Annotated in this window: 15 protein-coding genes and 3 tRNA genes; 14 read left to right on the top strand and 4 right to left on the bottom strand. The window is 62.5% G+C overall.

The features are described from left to right. The first annotated feature begins 16 nt into the window (after positions 1-16). The 9 genes from MET49242_RS05885 to MET49242_RS05845 all read left to right on the top strand — a co-directional run bounded on the left by MET49242_RS05885 (position 17) and on the right by MET49242_RS05845 (position 5278). On the top strand, positions 17-1084 hold the full coding sequence (locus MET49242_RS05885) for a site-specific integrase (RefSeq protein ID WP_036281351.1): 1068 nt from the start codon (positions 17-19) through the stop codon (positions 1082-1084). A 36-nt stretch (positions 1085-1120) separates the two neighbouring features. After that, positions 1121-1197, top strand: a tRNA-Pro gene (locus tag MET49242_RS05880). A gap of 359 nt (positions 1198-1556) precedes the next feature. Continuing rightward, positions 1557-1868, top strand: coding sequence for an ETC complex I subunit (locus tag MET49242_RS05875; protein ID WP_036281350.1), 312 nt, complete (start codon positions 1557-1559; stop codon positions 1866-1868). Positions 1869-1889: 21 nt separating this feature from the next. After that, positions 1890-1966 (top strand) — tRNA-Arg (locus MET49242_RS05870). 197 nt (positions 1967-2163) lie between these two features. Beyond that, positions 2164-2240, top strand: a tRNA-Arg gene (locus MET49242_RS05865). A gap of 14 nt (positions 2241-2254) precedes the next feature. Further along, positions 2255-3052 (top strand): DUF2865 domain-containing protein, encoded by a 798-nt coding sequence (locus MET49242_RS23950; RefSeq protein WP_084678913.1) that lies wholly within the window; start codon positions 2255-2257, stop codon positions 3050-3052. Between the two features lie 105 nt (positions 3053-3157). Further along, the gene (locus tag MET49242_RS05855; protein ID WP_036281349.1) at positions 3158-3802 is read left to right on the top strand and encodes a DUF47 domain-containing protein; all 645 of its coding nucleotides are present in this window, start codon (positions 3158-3160) and stop codon (positions 3800-3802) included. A 10-nt stretch (positions 3803-3812) separates the two neighbouring features. Continuing rightward, positions 3813-4811, top strand: a complete 999-nt coding sequence (locus MET49242_RS05850) for an inorganic phosphate transporter (RefSeq protein ID WP_036281348.1) — start codon at positions 3813-3815, stop codon at positions 4809-4811. Continuing rightward, a complete protein-coding gene (locus tag MET49242_RS05845) occupies positions 4808-5278 on the top strand; it encodes an NUDIX hydrolase (protein WP_036281347.1) in 471 nt (156 codons plus the stop codon). Before MET49242_RS05850 ends, MET49242_RS05845 begins: the two co-directional genes overlap by 4 nt. On the opposite strand, the gene metC is transcribed toward MET49242_RS05845, so the two are convergent. Next, positions 5275-6456, bottom strand: coding sequence for a cystathionine beta-lyase (gene metC, locus MET49242_RS05840; RefSeq protein WP_036287102.1), 1182 nt, complete (start codon positions 6454-6456; stop codon positions 5275-5277). The genes MET49242_RS05845 and metC overlap by 4 nt on opposite strands. An 87-nt stretch (positions 6457-6543) precedes the next feature. On the opposite strand from metC, the gene MET49242_RS05835 reads away from it, so the two are divergent. Continuing rightward, positions 6544-7581, top strand: coding sequence for a transporter substrate-binding domain-containing protein (locus MET49242_RS05835; RefSeq protein WP_036281346.1), 1038 nt, complete (start codon positions 6544-6546; stop codon positions 7579-7581). 130 nt (positions 7582-7711) lie between these two features. Here MET49242_RS05835 and MET49242_RS05830 read toward each other — a convergent pair whose 3' ends face one another. Beyond that, complete coding sequence (locus tag MET49242_RS05830; protein ID WP_036281344.1) at positions 7712-8587, bottom strand: hypothetical protein; 876 nt, start codon at positions 8585-8587, stop codon at positions 7712-7714. Positions 8588-8720: 133 nt separating this feature from the next. Then, a complete protein-coding gene (locus tag MET49242_RS05825; protein WP_036287099.1) occupies positions 8721-9251 on the bottom strand; it encodes a DUF2478 domain-containing protein in 531 nt (176 codons plus the stop codon). A gap of 163 nt (positions 9252-9414) precedes the next feature. On the opposite strand from MET49242_RS05825, the gene MET49242_RS05820 reads away from it, so the two are divergent. Both MET49242_RS05820 and MET49242_RS05815 read left to right on the top strand, forming a co-directional pair. Continuing rightward, entirely contained in the window at positions 9415-10128 is a 714-nt protein-coding gene (locus MET49242_RS05820) for a hypothetical protein (RefSeq protein ID WP_036281343.1), read from the top strand. A 3-nt stretch (positions 10129-10131) separates the two neighbouring features. Beyond that, positions 10132-10848 (top strand): DnaJ domain-containing protein, encoded by a 717-nt coding sequence (locus tag MET49242_RS05815; protein WP_036281342.1) that lies wholly within the window; start codon positions 10132-10134, stop codon positions 10846-10848. A 60-nt stretch (positions 10849-10908) separates the two neighbouring features. On the opposite strand, the gene MET49242_RS05810 is transcribed toward MET49242_RS05815, so the two are convergent. Beyond that, positions 10909-12687 (bottom strand): serine hydrolase, encoded by a 1779-nt coding sequence (locus MET49242_RS05810; RefSeq protein ID WP_036281341.1) that lies wholly within the window; start codon positions 12685-12687, stop codon positions 10909-10911. Between the two features lie 266 nt (positions 12688-12953). On the opposite strand from MET49242_RS05810, the gene MET49242_RS05805 reads away from it, so the two are divergent. Both MET49242_RS05805 and dnaE read left to right on the top strand, forming a co-directional pair. Continuing rightward, complete coding sequence (locus MET49242_RS05805; protein ID WP_036281340.1) at positions 12954-13292, top strand: phasin family protein; 339 nt, start codon at positions 12954-12956, stop codon at positions 13290-13292. Between the two features lie 230 nt (positions 13293-13522). Further along, positions 13523-16984 carry a DNA polymerase III subunit alpha gene (gene dnaE / locus MET49242_RS05800; RefSeq protein ID WP_036287097.1) on the top strand — a complete coding sequence of 1154 codons (3462 nt, stop codon included), beginning with the start codon at positions 13523-13525 and terminating at the stop codon, positions 16982-16984. The last annotated feature ends 335 nt before the right edge of the window (positions 16985-17319 follow it).

The raw sequence follows: 17319 nt of genomic DNA, 5'->3' as shown, positions 1-17319 counted from the left end.
GAACCTCAGAGGTATCATGCCGAAGCTCTACGAACGTCCAGACAGCCCCTACTGGTATGCTGAAATCACAAATCACGACGGTAAGATCAAAAGAGTATCAACCAATATCCCCAGAGGCCGAGCTACTCAGAAGAGGGCTCTTGAAGTAGCCCTTCAGAAAGAGCAGGAGCTCAAGGAACAGGGCGCCCGTAGGCTGAGCGTTTCGCTCGAGCAGGCGTCGTTCGAGTTCCTCGATGCCTCAACCAAATGGTTGAAGGCCTCCACGCGGCGGCACTACGCGCTGAAGCTTACGAAGATCCTCAAGGCGACGCCCATCCGGCCGGCGCTCTGCGACCTGACCGTGGATTGGGTGCGTGACTTCGTTCGTCTGCGCCGGGAGGCAACCACCGACATCCAGATCAGGAGAGAGTTGACCGCTCTCTCCTCGGTCATCGAGTTCGCCATCGATCGGGAGATGGAAGGGGCCCCAAAAGAGAACCCCTGCCACCACTACCGGAAGAAAGGACTGGCGCAGCCTGTCAAGAAACCACGGTGGCTCAAGCTGCCGGAAGTCCGAAAGCTGCTCGACGCTGCCAAGGGCGACCGCTTCTGGCATCCATTCATCACCCTGATCCTCGAGACCGGGATGAGGCACGAGGAAGCTCTCGGCCTTCCATGGTCAGAGGTTGACCTTGACAGGAAGATTATCACCCTTGGATGGGAGCGAGAGAAGGCCAAGAGAGGTCGCATCATCCCACTGTCAAACACAGCTCTACACACACTCACACACCTTTCCCGACTCACAGCTTGTCCTTATGTCTTCGTTAACCACAGGACTGGAGATCGATACAAATCGATCGGCGCTGGATGGCGAAGGTTGAGGCTGAGAGCAGGGGTTCCAAAAGCGCGCATTCATGATCTGCGTCATACATTTGCGTCTTGGACGAGGCAGTCAGGAATGTCGCGCGAAGACCGAAAAGACGTCCTCGGGCATCTGGACGACACAACGCACGGAGGATATGCAAACGGATCGATTGAGACACTCCTAGTGTCGATCAACAAACACAGTCCCAGCACATTGCTCTCACAGGAGCAGGAGTTGTAAGGTAAGCCGTGGGAAGAAACTGAGTAAAATCAACGTCGGGGTATAGCGCAGCCTGGTAGCGCGGAAGTTTTGGGTACTTCAGGTCGCAGGTTCGAATCCTGCTGCCCCGACCAGACCGCCCGACGCGAACCCCGCTGTCTTTGCAAAATCGACAGATTGCGGCAAAGTCCGTTATTGACTGTTTTTTCGCGGCTATCCCCAGCGTGATCGCCTGTCTGTGGTCCACGGATTTCCCGGCCATCGATGCTTGCCTGGGTGCAGGCGACTGCTGGCGGGCGCCAAGGCGGGCACAGGAATTTGAAAGCCGGAAAGCCCGCGACCCGGAAAGTTCTCCCCCGGCCGCGAAGATGAGGTTGCAAAAAATTGTCGGCCCATTACGAAGAACGTCGAGCGGCTGGCGTCGGCGTCCGATGGGCGGAAGCCGAGCCGGCGCAGCGGTGGTTTTCCCCGCCTTCTAAATCGTGAGGTTGAAATGACCGCCCGAATCTATCGTCCGGCGCCGAGCGCCACCCAATCAGGTCCGGGAGCCGTCAAACCGTGGCGGCTCGATTTCGATCCGGAATCGCCGCGCACGATCGACCCGCTGATGGGCTGGACCAGCTCCGGCGACATGAAGCAGCAGGTGCGCCTGCGATTCGACACCAAGGAAGAGGCGATCGCCTACGCAGAGCGCAACGGCATTCCTTATCGCGTCGAGGAGCCCAAGGAGAACCTTGCGGCGCGGCGCACAGCTTCCTATTCGGATAATTTCAAGACCAGCCGCATCGGTCTCTGGACACATTGACAGGAGATTTGCCGTCCTCACGGCCCCGTAGCTCAGCTGGATAGAGCAACTGCCTTCTAAGCAGTAGGTCGCAGGTTCGAATCCTGCCGGGGTCGCCAGCCGCGTTTTGCGGCGAAAATCATCGGATGCAGCCCGCCGAGACATTCCCCGAATTCGCCGCTATTCCAGTGGCGCGTGTGAGCCAGTGCACAGTTTACGGCGAAGTCTGATATAGGCTTGTCCGCCATTGAGACGATTCTTATGAGCGTCGCCAGAAACGACATATTTTGGTAGCAGCTTGCGTTCGCGTAGCTCGGGCTCCGTAGCTCAGCTGGATAGAGCAACTGCCTTCGAAGCAGTGGGTCGCAGGTTCGAATCCTGCCGGGGTCACCAGCGCGACGCGGGAAATGAAAACGGAAACAGAAGCAATGCGGCGCATCCGTCCAATATTTGCAGCGATCGCCGCGGGCCTTGCAGCGGCATTTCTGTTGGCTCCCGCGGAAGGGCAGGCCGAGGGCCTGCTCGAATTTCTCTTCGGTCCGGACCCGACGCCGGCCAGGCCTTCGGCTCCGCCGCCGCGCGCGCCCCGCGATTCGGCGTCGAGCCGCCGCGCGAGCGCCCATAAAGGCGCCGTCGGCGAGTTGCGTTTCGCCAAGCCTGGAGAAGGGGGGCCGGGACAGGGCGAGCCGTCGACGGGCGGCTACTGTGTGCGCATCTGCGACGGCTATTATTTCCCCTTGATAAAATCGACCCGCGCCACGCGGCAGCAATCCTGCGAATTCGCCTGTCCTTCCGCGCCGATGGAGATCTACGACGGCGGGAGCATAGAGACGGCGCGCAATTACAAGGGCGAACGCTATACGGCGCTCAAGACAGCCTTCGCCTTCCGCGACAAGGCGTCTGTCAACTGCTCCTGCAATGACCCGAAATCCTCGGCGGCATTTTTCGAGCGCACCGCGCTCACGGACCCCACGCTGCACTCCGGCGACATCGTCGTCGAGGCCAACGGCGCCTTCGTTTACAGTGGAACGACACTGGTGCCGCTCAACCGCGCATCTTTCGTGCCGTCGCAGGTTCGCCAGCGTCTCCGGATGGTCCTGAATCGCGCTCCGGCGAGGAACCCGTCGCTATCCGAGATTTTGACGCCGCAAGAACAGGCGGTCGAGCTAAGCAAGGCCGATCGGACCGGAACCACAACGCGTTAGTCGCATCGCGGTCGCTTTAGCGCTTTACAGCGGGCCGCCAGGCCGGCTAAGTGCCGCTGTCGTTTGTGACAGATTTGTGACAGCGGCGAACCGGCGGAGGCGACGATGCTGTCTTGGTTTCAGGCGCTCATGCCCAGAGAGGAGCGTTTCTTCGACCTCTTCGAGAAGCACGCGGAGACGCTTGTCGCGGGATCGAAGGGGTTGCGGACGCTTCTGGAGGGCGGTGACAACGTCTTTCCATGCAGCCAGGAAATTCGCCGTCAGGAACACGAGGCTGACGCGATCACGCGCGACACGCTGCTCGCCGTGCGGCGCACCTTCATCACGCCATTCGACCGCAGCGACATCCGTGATCTGATCACCGCGATGGACGATACGATCGATCAGATGCATCAGACAGCCAAGGCGACGCTTCTCTATGAGACGCGGGAGTTCGATCCGCAAATGCGTCGGATGGGGGACATCATCGTGCAGGCCGCGGATCTGACCCGCGCGGCGATTCCGCTGCTGCGCGCGATGCATCAGAACGCCGGCAAACTGAACAGCTTCAGCGAGGAAATCTCCCGCATCGAGGAAGAGGCCGACGGGATCCACGACCAGGGGCTGAAGGAGCTGTTCCGCGCGCATCGCCACAGTGATCCGATGGCTTTCGTGGTCGGAGCCGAGATCTACGGCCATCTGGAGAAGGTCGTCGATGGTTTCGAGGATGTGGCGAATCGGGTGACGGGCATCGTCATCGAGCACAACTGAGGGGATACGCGTGGCCGATTCCGCGTTCCTTCTTTATGGCCTCATCGCCGTGGCGCTGGCTTTCGACTTCCTCAATGGTCTGCACGACGCCGCCAACTCCATCGCCACGATCGTATCGACGCGCGTGCTGCGCCCGCAATATGCGGTCTTCTGGGCGGCGGCGTTCAATTTCATCGCCTTCCTTTTCTTTGGCCTGCATGTTGCGCAGACCATCGGCACCGGCATCATCTCGCCGGAAATCATTGACGACAAAGTGATCTTCGGCGCGCTGATGGGCGCCATCGTCTGGAATCTCGTCACCTGGGCGCTGGGCATTCCGTCGTCGAGTTCGCATGCGCTCGTCGGCGGCCTCGTCGGCGCCGGCGTGGCCAAGATCGGAACCGGAGCCATCGTCTGGAGCGGCCTGTTGAAGACCGGCTCCGCAATTGTGCTCTCCCCGGCGCTGGGTTTCGTGCTGGCGCTCATGCTGGTGCTGGCGGTGTCGTGGATTTTCGTGCGCAGGAGTCCTGCCGCGGTCGACAGGCTTTTCCGCACATTGCAATTTGTTTCTGCTTCGCTTTACTCCCTCGGCCATGGCGGCAATGATGCGCAGAAGACGATGGGCATCATTGCGGTGCTGCTTTACTCGCATGGCGTCTATGGCGGCGAGTTTCATGTGCCCTTCTGGGTGGTGCTGACCTGTCAGGCCGCGATGGGCCTTGGCACCCTCTTCGGCGGCTGGCGGATCGTCCACACCATGGGCTCGAAGATCACGCGACTCACGCCCATGCAGGGCTTCTGCGCCGAGACGGGCGGGGCGATCACCCTGTTTCTGGCTACGGGTTTCGGCATTCCGGTTTCGACGACGCATACGATCACCGGCGCCATAGTCGGCGTCGGGGCCGCAAGACGGGCGTCGGCCGTTCGCTGGAACATCGCCAAGGATATTGTCGTCGCATGGATCATCACCATGCCGATGGCGGCCTTCATCGCGGCAATGTTTTACACGTTGGCGAGGCTAGCCGGATGAAGGCTGCCAAAAAGGCGCCGAAGGCCAGGAAGAAAGCTGACGGCGCCGCGACCCGGGTTCAATATGCGGCCCTGCCATGGCGCATTAGCGAGGAGGAGGGCGTCGAGATCCTTCTCGCAACCTCGCGCGACACGAAGCGCTGGGTGATCCCCAAGGGCTGGCCGATGAAGGGCCGCAAGCCCCATATCGCCGCCGCCATCGAGGCCACGCAGGAAGCGGGTCTGCACGGCAAGATCGAGAAGACCAAGCTCGGCGACTACGAGTATGACAAGCGCATGAAAGGCGGCGCTTCCGTCACCTGTCGCGTGGAGGTGTTTTCCCTGCGTGTCGAGCGTCAGCGCAAGAAATGGCCGGAAAAGGGCCAGCGCGTCACGCACTGGTTTCCCTACAGGATCGCCGCCGAACAGGTGGACGAGCTGCAATTGCGCGAGATCATCCTGGCTTTCGGCGCGGCGCTGAAGGCTTAGGCGTTTAGGCGCGCAAAGCCCGCTTCCAGATCCTCCTCGAGATCCGCGACATCCTCCAGCCCGATCGAAAAACGCAGGGCGGGGCCTTCCGCAACCCAGCGGGTCGCCGTGCGATAGGACGAGCAGTCGAAGGGGATCACGAGGCTCTCGTAGCCGCCCCAGGAAAAGCCGATTCCGAAGAGCTCGAGTCCGTCGACAAAGGCGGCGACGGCCTGTTTCGACACAGGTTTCAGAATGACCGAAAACACGCCCGAGGCGCCCGAGAAATCGCGCTTCCAGAGGGCGTGGCCCGGATGGTCGGGCAGGGCGGGGTGCAGCACGCGGGACACCTCCGGACGCGCCGAAAGCCAGCGGGCGATTTCGAGCGCCGCTCGCTCCTGTTCGCGCAAGCGCAGCGCCATGGTGCGCAAACCGCGCAGAGCGAGCGAGGCGTCGTCAGGCCCGGCGCCCATTGCGAACATGTTGAAGGTTGCGCGCAGACGCTTCGCCCATTTGGCGTTTGCGGAAATGAGGCCGAGCAGCAAGTCTGAATGACCGGAGAGATATTTGGTTCCGGCCTCGATTGCGAGATCGCAGCCGCGTTCGTGCGGCGGGAAGTAAAGCGGCGTCGCCCAGGTATTGTCGATGATGACGCAAGCGCCTCTCTCCCGCGCCGCCGCGGCGATGGCGGGAACGTCCTGTATCTCCATGCTCTGCGAGCCGGGCGATTCGAGCAGCACCGCCGTCGTCTCGGGCCTTATCAGCGCGGCGATTTCGGCGCCGATCCGCGGATCGTAATATTCCGTCGTTACCCCGAAGCGCTTCAGAAAACCGTCACAGAAACTCCGTGTCGGCTGATAGGCCGAATCGACGACAAGTACGTGGGCGCCGGCGTGCGTCGCAGTGAGCAAGGCGAGGGCGATGGCCGCAAGGCCGGAGGGGACCAGCACTGTGTCCGCAGCGCCGGCGATTTCGCTCCAGGCGTCCTCCAGCGCGCGCGTCGTTGGCGTGCCCTTGGTGCCGTAGGTGTAGGGCTGCCGCAGCGCTTCGAGATCGGCGAGCGTGGGGAAAAGCACCGTGGAGCCGCGATAGATCGGCGGATTGACGAAGCCGAAATGATCGAATGGCGCGCGGCCGGCCTGGGTCACCAATGTGTCCATGCGCATTTTCCGCCGCTTTTTCCGATTATCAGTGCTCATGCTATTCCCCGGCGCGCCCATGGGCCCCCAGCTTGCGCCGGGCCGGCGCCAAACTAATATACCGACCAACCGAATCCGAGCCCGTCCATGATCGCCCGACGCTTTTTCCTCGCCGTCGCTCTGGCGGTTATGTGCGCGCTGGCCGCCGCGCAGGATGCGGAGGCGCAAATCGAGATTGGTCCGACGCTCAGTGAAATCCTCAAACGCGGCTTTGTCATCTGCGGCATGACCGAAGCGGACGGCTTCGCCGAGCCGCTCGACGGAAACGAATGGCGCGGATTCGACGTCGATATTTGCCGCGCCCTTGCCTCGGCGATTTTCGACGATCCGACAAAAGTGATGTATTCGGCGCTCCCGGCGAAGGAGCGCGCTGCGTCGTTACAGGGCAATTGGGTTGATCTTCTTGCCAGCGGCGCGCCCTGGACGCAGTCGCGAGACACCGGCCAGCGCATCATCTATGCGGGGGTCTCATTATATGACGGCCAGACCTTTCTGGTGCGGCGGCAGCGCAGCTTCGCCTCGGCGCGGGACCTATCGGGCGTCTCGGTCTGCGTGCAGCGTGGCACGTCCTATGAGCTGACGCTCGCCGATTTCTTCAATGTGCGCAAGGCTCCCTATGAGCCGCGCGCCTTCGAGACCTTCGAGGAGGCGGCCGCCGGCTATGAGGCCGGGAAGTGCGACGCGCTGACGGCCGACGCCTCCATGCTCTATGCGGCGCGCGCGAAATTCGCCTCGCCGGCCGACCACGCCGTCCTGCCGGACATGCTGTCGAAGGCGCCGCGCGGGCCTGTCGTGCGGCAAGGCGACGACCAATGGCTCAACATCGTGCGCTGGACGCTCTACGCCATGATCAACGCGGAGGAGCTGCAGGTTTCGATCCTCAACGCCGATCTCGCGCTGAAGTCGGAAAATCCCGACATTCGCCGGCTGGTGGGGGTGGACGGAGATCTCGGGGCGGGTCTCGGTCTCGCGAAGAACTGGGCCTTTCGGATCATCAAGCACATCGGCAATTACGGCGACATGTTCGATCGCAATCTGGGGCCGGCGACCCCTATGGCGATGGACCGGCGGATCAACGCCCTGTGGAGCAACGGCGGGCTGATGTATGCGCCGCCAGTCCGGTGACGGGGGGCGGCGCAAACTTTTATTGGTTTCCGTTACAAATGAAGACGCCTTGTCGAATGACGCGGCGTCTCCTTTTAGGCGGCGGCGAAGAAACCCGATCCTCCGCAGTTCCCTGACCGGGCGACCGATCTTACTTTCTGTTGCTCACGTTGATGATTTCGCCGGGAACGCGCGGAGCGACAGGCGCAGAGTCCTTGTTGCAACTGGCTGAGCCCAACCCGACGGTCCAATCGTTCGGATTCGTCCATTTCGCGTTTTGATTCTTCGCGCAATAGACCCGCACGACGCCGGCGCGTTCGAGTCTTTGCAGCTCAGGATATTCGTAAGCGTAGAAAATGCGGTTCTTCCGGGCGCCTTCGACAAAACACCAGACTTTCACAGGTTTGCCGGTTCTAAGATAGAATTCCTGCGCCATGTCCGCATATCGTTGCGAATATTTGCCCCAAATGACGTCGGCCTGCTCGAAGGTCAGCGGATTTATGTTTCTGTAAATTCGCCCATAAATTGGCACCGTCCAGGCGCTTGGTCCTGCGTTGCCGCGGTCATACCAGTGCTCCACCAACATCCTCACATAAGACGGATATTGCAAGGATGTGGTCTGCCCCTCGTCCCAGATGGCGCAATTTCGCTCGGTCGAGTCCGAGCTGCATTTCTTTCTGTCGTAACCGGGGTTCTGGCCTTCATTGATATTGTCCAGAAGCCGCACAAGGCTCCCGTGATTGCCCCAGCCGGACCAGAAGCCCATATGCACCTGGGTTCCGCGCGCCACCAGAAGCGGTTCGTAGTTTATTGCGTCGGCGAGGAGCAGGTATGTGAACCGGCTATCGCTCGTCATTACGTCCTTGACCTGGAATCTGGTGAATATTGGCGTGTATGGATCGAAATTGTTGTAGCCATACGCATTGGCGCTTCGTCCGGAGGCCTCTTCCGCCTGTCCCGCGCAAGGCAGAACGGCTGAAGCCAGAATTGCGCCGATGGCCAGCAGTAGCGACTTGTATCGTCTCATCCGCGTTTCCCCCCTCGCTTCCAAAGCCCGCCTCGCCACGTCGGTCAGACCCGGCGGCGCATCCGCTATCGCGCTTGAGCGTGCCCCTCGCGACATCAAACATGTCACAGATTGCGTCGTCGTGCTCGTCGTTTCAATTCGGATTTCTCACCCGCGTCCACCAGCGGGAAAGAGCCTCGCGATCCGGCGCGACATCCTCGGCGAGCGGGCCCGCAAAGACGCTCCACTCCTCGCGGAAATGCGGCGACACCGCCGCGATCACCGGAATGCGCGCGGTCATGGCGGCGCGGAAGGCGTCGCAAAGGCCGCCGCGGCTCGCCTCCTGCTTTGCGAATTTACTGATCACGATCAGGTCGGCGCCTGCGCGCGCGGCGCGCTCCACGGCGGCGCAGGCCATGGCGAGTTCGCCCGTGTCGAGATTGCAAGCGACCGAGCCGCGGCCGAGATCCTGCGAGATCGGATAATGCGCGCCGCAGGACAGATCGCGCAGCATGATGCGCGTCTTTCCATCCGGGTCGGCGACGCGCGTCTGCGTCACCCCCGCGATACGCACGCCGGCCGCGGCCAGCTCTTCCGCGAATCGGCGCATGAGACTTTGCACATTTTCGCTGTCTTGCGCCGGCAAGGCGGCGATGGGCGTGGGAGGAAGCTCGTTGCGGATCACTTGACGCCTCGTCGGCTGCGTCGCTCGCCGTTTTCGCGAAAGCCAGGCGAGCAATCTTCGGCGTGGGCGCGCGCAAGCCGCTTCGCCCCCTCTGCGGCCACTTGTTTTGCAAGAGGCGACGCCCGATTTTATATAGCGTTACCATCAAGCGACGTGAACTGCCGTGGGCGATGACCTGAACAAGACGCCGGCGACGCGACCCGCACAGAATAGTGCGATCGACGCATTTCTCGAAAAGGCGAGAAGCGTCACGGATTCGCGCGCCTCGCGGGGACGCCTGATTTTCGCGCTCGACGCCACGATGAGCCGACAGCCCACCTGGGATCTGGCGCAGTCGATACAGGGCGAAATGTTCCGCACGACCGCCGCGCATGGCGGACTGGATGTTCAGCTGGTTTATTTTCGAGGGTTCGGAGAATGCCGCGCTTCACGTTTCGTCTCGGGCGGCGAGGGGCTTGGCGCCCTGATGGCGAAGATTTCCTGTCGCGGCGGCAAGACCCAGATCGGCAGGGTGCTGAGCCATGCGCTCGATGAAACCCGCGCACAGCGCGTGGGCGCTCTGGTCTATATCGGCGACGCGATGGAGGAAAACCCCGACGCTCTCGCGTCGACCGCCGGAGAACTCGGATTGCTGGGGCTCAAAGCCTTCATGTTTCAGGAGGGGGCCGACCTGGAGACGCAGCGCGCCTATCGCGAAATCGCTCGCCTCACGGGCGGCGCCCATGTGGCCTTCGACTCGTCGGCCCCGCGTCGCCTCGCGGAACTGCTAGGCGCGGCGGCGGCCTACGCCGTCGGCGGGATGATGGAGCTGGAGCGTCGGGCGGAGCGGGGCGAGGGAGCCGCGCGCCTGCTTCTGTCGCAGATGGGGGCAAGATAAGCCATGCCTGTCCTTCTCGGATTTTTCGCGCTCGTTCTTACGCTGGTCGCGTTGAAGGCCTACACCAAAGCCTCGCCCGCGGCGCTGGCGCAGATCATCCGGCGGGGCGGCGGCTTCGCGCTCATGGCGCTCGGCGGGCTGCTACTGCTGCGCGGGCGGCTCGACCTCGGGCTGGCGCTCGGAGGGTTCGGCTTCTGGCTGATGGGTTTTTCGGTCCCCCGGGGATTGCGTAACGCTGGGGCAGGGGGCGCTGGCGTATCCCGCGTCCGTTCCGCGATGATCGAGATGGAGCTCGATCACTCCACCGGCGCGATCAGCGGAGTCATCCTTGCGGGAAAGGATGAGGGGAAACGTCTTTCTTCTCTCGCCCGTCCCGCGCTCCTCGAACTTTACGCGATCTGCCAGCGGGACGATCCCGACGGAGCGCGCCTGCTAGAGGCGTATCTGGATCGCCGCTTTCCCGGATGGCGTGCGGCAGGCGATGCGAACCAGAACGCGGGGGGCTTCGGCGCGGGCGAGGCGCGCGCTCGCCGAGCGGGCACGATTTCCGAGGACGAAGCCTATGAAATCCTCGGGCTGAAAAAAGGCGCGGCGGCCGACGAAATCGCGCGGGCGCACCGCGATCTGATGAAGAAATTTCATCCAGACCTTGGCGGGACGACGGCTCTGGCGGCCCGGGTGAATGAAGCCAAGGATGTCCTGATGCGGCGACATCATTGAGGGGCGCCGACCAGAGCCGAAGTTCTGATCCCAGCTGGCGGACATAGCGGCGCGCCCCTCTTAGTTCTTGGTGGTGAAGCAGGAGAAGCCGGAGCGTTTCAGCGCCTTGCAGGCGGATTCGGCGCTCTGTTCCTCAAGACCGGCGAAGCGTGCGCGATAGAGCGTCTCATTGCCCTTCTGCACCTTTTCCGTGAATGCCCGGGCGTTGACCGGGAAGCCCTGCAACTGGCTGCGAGCGCGCGACAGGAGCTGATTGGCTTTGTCCGGATTCTCGGCCGCGCCGATCTGGATCATCCAGCCGGGGCGGGACGGCCGCGCCGGATCGGCCTTGGCGACCTGCGAGTTGGTGGAACGGATCGCGGAGGGCGTCGTCGTCGCTACCGTGACCTCGCGGGACCTGGCGACGCGGCTCGTCGTGGAGCCGTCGATGATGGCGGCTATGTCATTCTTGGCCTGGTTTTTGGCGCTCTTTTTCTTGTCCGGGCTTTCCTCCGCGACGCGCTTCTGCACGCCGGAGACGAAGGCCGGGCGAACTTGGGCGGGCTTTTCGGCCTTCTCGATCTTCTCGGCCTTCTCACGGCCGGGGATCGGAGCGGGCGGAACGATCTGGGCGGCGGGGGCGGGCGCGGCTGGACGACGCAGGACGCGGGGCTCCGGGATGGACGCGACCTCGTCGGACTCGACCGACGGCTCTTCCGCATAAGCGACGCGCTCAACCTGACGATCGACCGGGCGTTCTACCTCACGCTCGGCGAAACGCTCGGGCTGGCGCTCCTGGACGCGGTCAACCGGCGACTCCTCCGCGAGCTGCTCTGCGGCGGAGTCCTCGGTAATTGCCGCCGCGGTGCGGATCGACGCTCCGCCGCCGATATTGTCCTCGATCAGCCCCGCCATGATCCGGTCGCGACCGCCGGCGGTGGCGCCGCCCATGACGACGGCGACGATGTGATGATTGCCGCGACGGACCGATGTCAGCAGGTTGAAGCCGGAGGCGCGCGTATAGCCGGTCTTGATGCCGTCCATGCCCTCGACCTGACCGAGGAGATGGTTGTGGTTGCGGTGCAGCGCGCCATTGTAGGCGAAGCTGTGCGTCGAGAAATAGCGGTAGTAGCGCGGGAAGCGATCCTGAATGGCGCGGCCGAGCACCGCGAGGTCATAAGCGGTCGTGATCTGGCCGGGATCGGGCAGGCCCGACGCGTTTTCGTAATGCGTGTTGCGCATTCCGAGAGCATGAGCCTTGCGCGTCATCATCTGCGCGAATGTGTGCTCGTCGCCGCCGATGTTTTCCGCGATCGCGCAGGCGATGTCGTTGGCGGATTTGGTGACCACGGCCTTGATGGCGTTTTCGACGCTGATCGTCTCGCCGGGCCGCAGGCCGAGTTTCGACGGCGCCTGCGCGGCGGCATGGGAGGAGATCATCAGCGGGGAGTCGAGACGCAGCTTGCCTTTCTCGAGTTGCTCGAAAAGCAGATAGAGCGTCATCACCTTGGTGACGGAAGCGGGGTGTCGGAGCTCGTGCTCGTTGCGCGCATAGAGCGTCTTGCCGCTGTTGCCATCGACCACGATGGCGGCAAAGCCGCGATGCTCGCCGACAATTCCGCCGTCGCCGCCCGAATACCGCGCCCGCTCGATGCGATAACTGCGTGCATGACGCGCATAGCCGCGGTGCTGCGCGAAATAATGGTGATAGGTGTGGCGATAGGCGTAATGCTGGCGGTAGCCATGACGACGCGCCTCCGCGGGGATCGCCGAAATCGCCACGAAGGCCATAATGACCGTGAAGATTGCCGCCAGGGAGCGTGGCTGCGCCAGGCGGTCCAATAGACTCGGTTTCAACATTTTACTCGCCTCAACTACTGGCGTTTGAACTGGCGGAACGCCCGGGGAGGCAGCGTCGCCAAAACGCCACAGTTGATCAGGCTAGAAGAACGCGGTTACCCGGCGGTTAAGCGGCACATGAATTTTTTTGGCTGATTTTGCGACGCAACATTTTTATTGACGAACTTTTGTGCAGCGCATATATAGAAATCTGTTAGCAGGCGCGCACGCCGCGCCGCCAGGAGGGCGGCGATTGCGAGTCAGCCGCCAAGAGAAGGACGAGCCCAATGGTCGCCAATTTCGAAAGCGTGCAGCAGATCGGAAAAGAGCAGTTCGAGGCTGTTTCCGCAGCCGCCGCGGCGGTCACCAAAGGCTGGCAGAGCATTGCCGCCGAGACCACGGATTACTCGAAGAAGTCGTTTGAAAAGAGCCGCCTCCTCGCGGAGAAGCTCATCTCTGTGAAGAAGATCGACGAGGCTTTCCAGCTTCAGACCGACTTCGCCAAGAGCGCTTATGAGGATTTCGTCGCCGAGGCTACGAAGATCGGCGAACTCTACTCCTCCATGGCCAAGGAAGCCTTCAAGCCGATGGAGTCGGTGACGAAGACTTTTACCTCCGCGGAGTAATCCGGCGCGAACACGGCTGCGCCGCATGTTCGTCCGGGACGCAGCCCCGAATATCCCGAGCCCGGTGAGGTCCGCCTCCACCGGGCTTTGCTTTTTTGGTTAATCAACGGTTGCGCTGTGGACGAAGCGCAATTGCCTGTTCCTGCGGCCATTATCAGTCGGTAGACTTACATATCCGAGTAAATGTCTGCGCGTCCTGCGTGAGCGCGCAATATCCCGGCAGTCCGCACATGACCAAAGCCGACCCCGGTTTCGTCCATCTCCATGTCCACACCGCCTTCTCGCTGCGCGAGGGCGCATTATCCATCGGCAAGCTCATAGATCTCGCGGTGCGAGACGAGCAGCCGGCGCTGGCCGTCACTGACACGAACAACCTTTTCGCCGCGCTGGAGTTTTCCGAGAAGGCGGCGAAGGCCGGCCTCCAACCCATCGCCGGCGTGCAGCTTTGCGTCGACTTCGGCGACGGCAAGTCGGGGGGACTCGCGGGACAGGATGAGCGTCTCGCCAATCTCGTGCTCCTCGCCAAGACTGAGGCCGGCTATCGCAATCTGATGCGGCTCGCCTCGCGCGCCTATCTCGAAACCGAGCAAGGCGACGCCCCGCACGTGACTCTCGCCGCGCTCTCCGCGGACGCCGAGGAACTGATCGCGCTCACCGGCGGACCCGACGGCGCGCTCGATCGCGCTTTCGCCGCGGGCCGGCCGGAGCAGGCCCGCGCCCGGCTGGACGTGCTCGAGCGAATGTTCAATAACAGACTTTATATTGAAATTCAAAGACATAAACTTAAACTTGAGCTTGAAGTTGAACCTCAGCTGCTCGACATAGCCTATCGTCGCGGCCTGCCGCTGGTCGCTACCAATGAGCCTTATTTCGCCTCCCTTGGAGACTTCGAGGCGCATGACGCCTTGCTCTGCATCGCCGAGGGCACGGTTACAAGCGTGAGCGAACGCCGCCGCGTGTCGCCGGAGCACTGGTTCAAAACCCGGGCCGACATGCGGGCGCTCTTCGCCGACCTCCCGGAAGCGACCGCCAATACGGTGGAAATCGCCCGCCGCGTCAGCTTCCGGCCAAAGACCCGAAAGCCGATCATGCCGCGTTTCATGCGCGACACGCCCGATGACCGGCCGCTCAACGAGGTGGAGGCGGAAGAGCTTCGACGACAGGCGACGGAGGGCCTCGAAGCGCGCCTTGCCGCGCACGGACCGGCGGAAGGACACGCGCGGGAGGACTATTTCGCCCGACTCGACTTCGAGTTGAGCACCATCGAGAAGATGGGCTTTCCCGGCTACTTCCTGATCGTTTCGGATTTTATCAAATATGCGAAATCAAAAGGAATTCCGGTGGGACCGGGGCGTGGCTCCGGCGCAGGCTCGCTTGTCGCCTACGCCCTGACCATTACGGATCTCGACCCGCTCCGCTTCGGCCTGTTTTTCGAGCGCTTCCTCAACCCCGAGCGCGTGTCGATGCCGGATTTCGACATCGACTTCTGCCAGACGAGGCGCGGGGAAGTCATCGAATATGTCCGCGACCGCTACGGCGCGGACCGGGTCGCTCAGATCATCACCTTCGGCTCCTTCCTTGCGCGCGGGGTGCTCCGTAGCGTCGGCCGCGTGCTTGAGATGCCGCTGGGGCAGGTGGACAAGCTCGCGAAGCTCGTGCCGCAGAACCCCGCGAAGCCCGTGACTCTGGCCGAGGCGCTGGCTGGCGAGCAGAAATTGCGCGAGGCCGCCGCGGAGGATGAGCGCGTCGCGCGGCTCTTCAAGGTCGCGGGAGCGCTCGAGGGCCTTTACTCAAACGCCTCCACTCACGCCGCTGGCGTGGTCATCGGTGACCGGCCGCTCCATGAGGTGACGCCGCTCTACCGTGACCCCAAGTCCGACATGCCGGCGACCCAGTTCAACATGAAGTGGGTTGAACCTGCCGGCCTGATCAAATTCGACTTTCTGGGCCTCAAGACCCTGACCGTGCTCGCCATGGCGGGCGATCTGGCCCGACGCCGCGACCCGGATTTCGATCTCGCCAAGGTGCCGCTCGACGATCCCGAGACATACGCCATGCTCGGGCGCGGCGAGACCGTCGGCGTGTTCCAGCTCGAAAGCGCCGGCATGCGGAAGGCGCTGGTCGAAATGCACGCCGACCGTTTCGAGGACATCATCGCGCTCGTGGCTCTCTACCGGCCGGGCCCGATGGCGAATATCCCCACCTATTGCGCGGTGAAACTCGGGGACGAGGAGGCCGACTACTATCACCCGAAGATCGAGCCCATTCTGAAAGAGACCTTCGGCGTCATCATCTACCAGGAACAGGTGATGCAGATCGCCCAGGTGCTCTCCGGCTATACGCTGGGCGAGGCCGACATGCTGCGTCGCGCCATGGGCAAGAAGATCAAGGCCGAGATGGACGCCCAGCGCGAGCGCTTCGTGAAGGGCGCGATCGAGCGCGAGGTGAAGGCCGATCTCGCCAACTTCATCTTCGACCTGCTGGCGAAGTTCGCCGACTATGGCTTCAACAAGTCGCACGCGGCCGCCTATGCTCTGATCGCCTATCAGACAGCCTGGTTCAAGGCGCATTACCCGGCGGAATTCCTTGCCGCATCAATGACTTTCGACAAGAGCCAGACCGACAAGCTGGCCGAGTTCCGCGACGAGGCGCGGCGTCTGGGGATCGCCGTCGAGCCGCCCTCGATCCGCCGTTCGGGGGTGGACTTCGACGTAGCGCCGGGGTCCGACGGCAAGCTCGCCATCCGATATGCGCTTTCGGCGATCAAGGGCGTCGGGGAGGGGCAGGCCGAGTCGATCGTTCGCGCCCGCGGCGACCTGCCGTTCAAGAGTCTCTCGGACTTCGCCCGCCGGATCAATCCGCGCGAAGTGAACAAGAAGGTGCTCGAGAACCTCGCCGCCTGCGGCGCCTTCGACGAGCTTCAACCCGATCGCGCGACCGCTTTCGCGGCCGTCGAACCGGTGCTGGCCGCAGCCAATCGCCACACCGAAGATCGCAAGGCCGGACAGAACGCGTTGTTCGGCGAGGCGGAGGCTGATGATCTGGTTCTGCCCAGGGTCACTCCCTGGAATGCGGCCGAGAGGCTGCAGCGGGAGTATGACGCGGCGGGCTTCTTCCTGTCTGGTCATCCGCTCGACGCCTATGCCGGTCTCCTACCCAAATTGAGGGTATCGCGATGGTCCAAATTCGTCGCTGACGTGAAGGGCGGGGCGACCGCGGGGCGGCTCGCGGCGGTCGTTCTGGATCGCGCGGAGCGCAGGACGAAGTCCGGCTCCAAGATGGGCATCGTGCAATTGTCGGATACGACTGGCCAGTATGAAGCCATACTTTTTCAGGAGGCGCTCAACCAGTATCGCGACGTGCTGGAGAAGGGCGCGGCGGTGCTGGTGACCCTTTCGGCGAGCGTCGAGGGCGAAGACGTGCGTGCCCGGATCGTCGCGGTCGAGCCTCTGGCCAATGCCGCGGCGCGCGCCCAGAAGGGATTGCGGATAGTCGTAAGAGATCAAAGTCCGTTGGACAGGATTAAAAACAAGCTTACTGGAAAGGGCGAAGGCGAAGTTTCGCTGCTCATCAAGCGCGACGTCGCGCCCGAGGAAATCGAGATCCGCCTCCCGGGAAGCTACCCGGTGAACGCCCAGGTGGCGAGCGCCCTGCGCGCGATCCCCGGCGTTGTCGACGTCGAACACCTTTGACCCAGCGCCTTGCTCTCCTGATCTTCAACTGGAACTTTAAGTAGCAATATATTGATTTTCAATGTTTTCAAATCTCATGTTTTGCATTTTTAGAGTTCTTCATGTGCTTTAACAGGTGATTGACGGCGTCCTCTCGCTGCAATGTCCCCCAGCTGAAAGCGATGGCGACGTCGTTAGGACGCGGCGCGCCCGCTCGATCATCTGGTCGAGAACCGGCATCGTCCGGGCGATGACCCAGCAGCGAGAATAAATGACCGCCGACCTCGCTAGCTGGAAGCAAAAGCGGCCGCAGCTTCTGAATAGGTGATTATTCCTGTATATATTTTTGGGCCAGA

The organism is Methylocystis sp. ATCC 49242, assembly GCF_000188155.2.
Taxonomy (GTDB): Bacteria; Pseudomonadota; Alphaproteobacteria; order Rhizobiales; family Beijerinckiaceae; genus Methylocystis.
This window is presented reverse-complemented; position numbering and strand designations above follow the sequence as displayed.

Bases quoted from the DNA above. Each gene is read 5' to 3' on its own strand.
- MET49242_RS05885 (WP_036281351.1), top strand. From the start codon at position 17: ATGCCGAAGCTCTACGAACGTCCAGACAGCCCCTACTGGTATGCTGAA.
- MET49242_RS05875 (WP_036281350.1), top strand. From the start codon at position 1,557: ATGACCGCCCGAATCTATCGTCCGGCGCCGAGCGCCACCCAATCAGGT.
- MET49242_RS23950 (WP_084678913.1), top strand. From the start codon at position 2,255: ATGAAAACGGAAACAGAAGCAATGCGGCGCATCCGTCCAATATTTGCA.
- MET49242_RS05855 (WP_036281349.1), top strand. From the start codon at position 3,158: ATGCTGTCTTGGTTTCAGGCGCTCATGCCCAGAGAGGAGCGTTTCTTC.
- MET49242_RS05845 (WP_036281347.1), top strand. From the start codon at position 4,808: ATGAAGGCTGCCAAAAAGGCGCCGAAGGCCAGGAAGAAAGCTGACGGC.
- metC (WP_036287102.1), bottom strand. From the start codon at position 6,456: ATGAGCACTGATAATCGGAAAAAGCGGCGGAAAATGCGCATGGACACA.
- MET49242_RS05835 (WP_036281346.1), top strand. From the start codon at position 6,544: ATGATCGCCCGACGCTTTTTCCTCGCCGTCGCTCTGGCGGTTATGTGC.
- MET49242_RS05830 (WP_036281344.1), bottom strand. From the start codon at position 8,587: ATGAGACGATACAAGTCGCTACTGCTGGCCATCGGCGCAATTCTGGCT.
- MET49242_RS05815 (WP_036281342.1), top strand. From the start codon at position 10,132: ATGCCTGTCCTTCTCGGATTTTTCGCGCTCGTTCTTACGCTGGTCGCG.
- MET49242_RS05810 (WP_036281341.1), bottom strand. From the start codon at position 12,687: ATGTTGAAACCGAGTCTATTGGACCGCCTGGCGCAGCCACGCTCCCTG.
- MET49242_RS05805 (WP_036281340.1), top strand. From the start codon at position 12,954: ATGGTCGCCAATTTCGAAAGCGTGCAGCAGATCGGAAAAGAGCAGTTC.
- dnaE (WP_036287097.1), top strand. From the start codon at position 13,523: ATGACCAAAGCCGACCCCGGTTTCGTCCATCTCCATGTCCACACCGCC.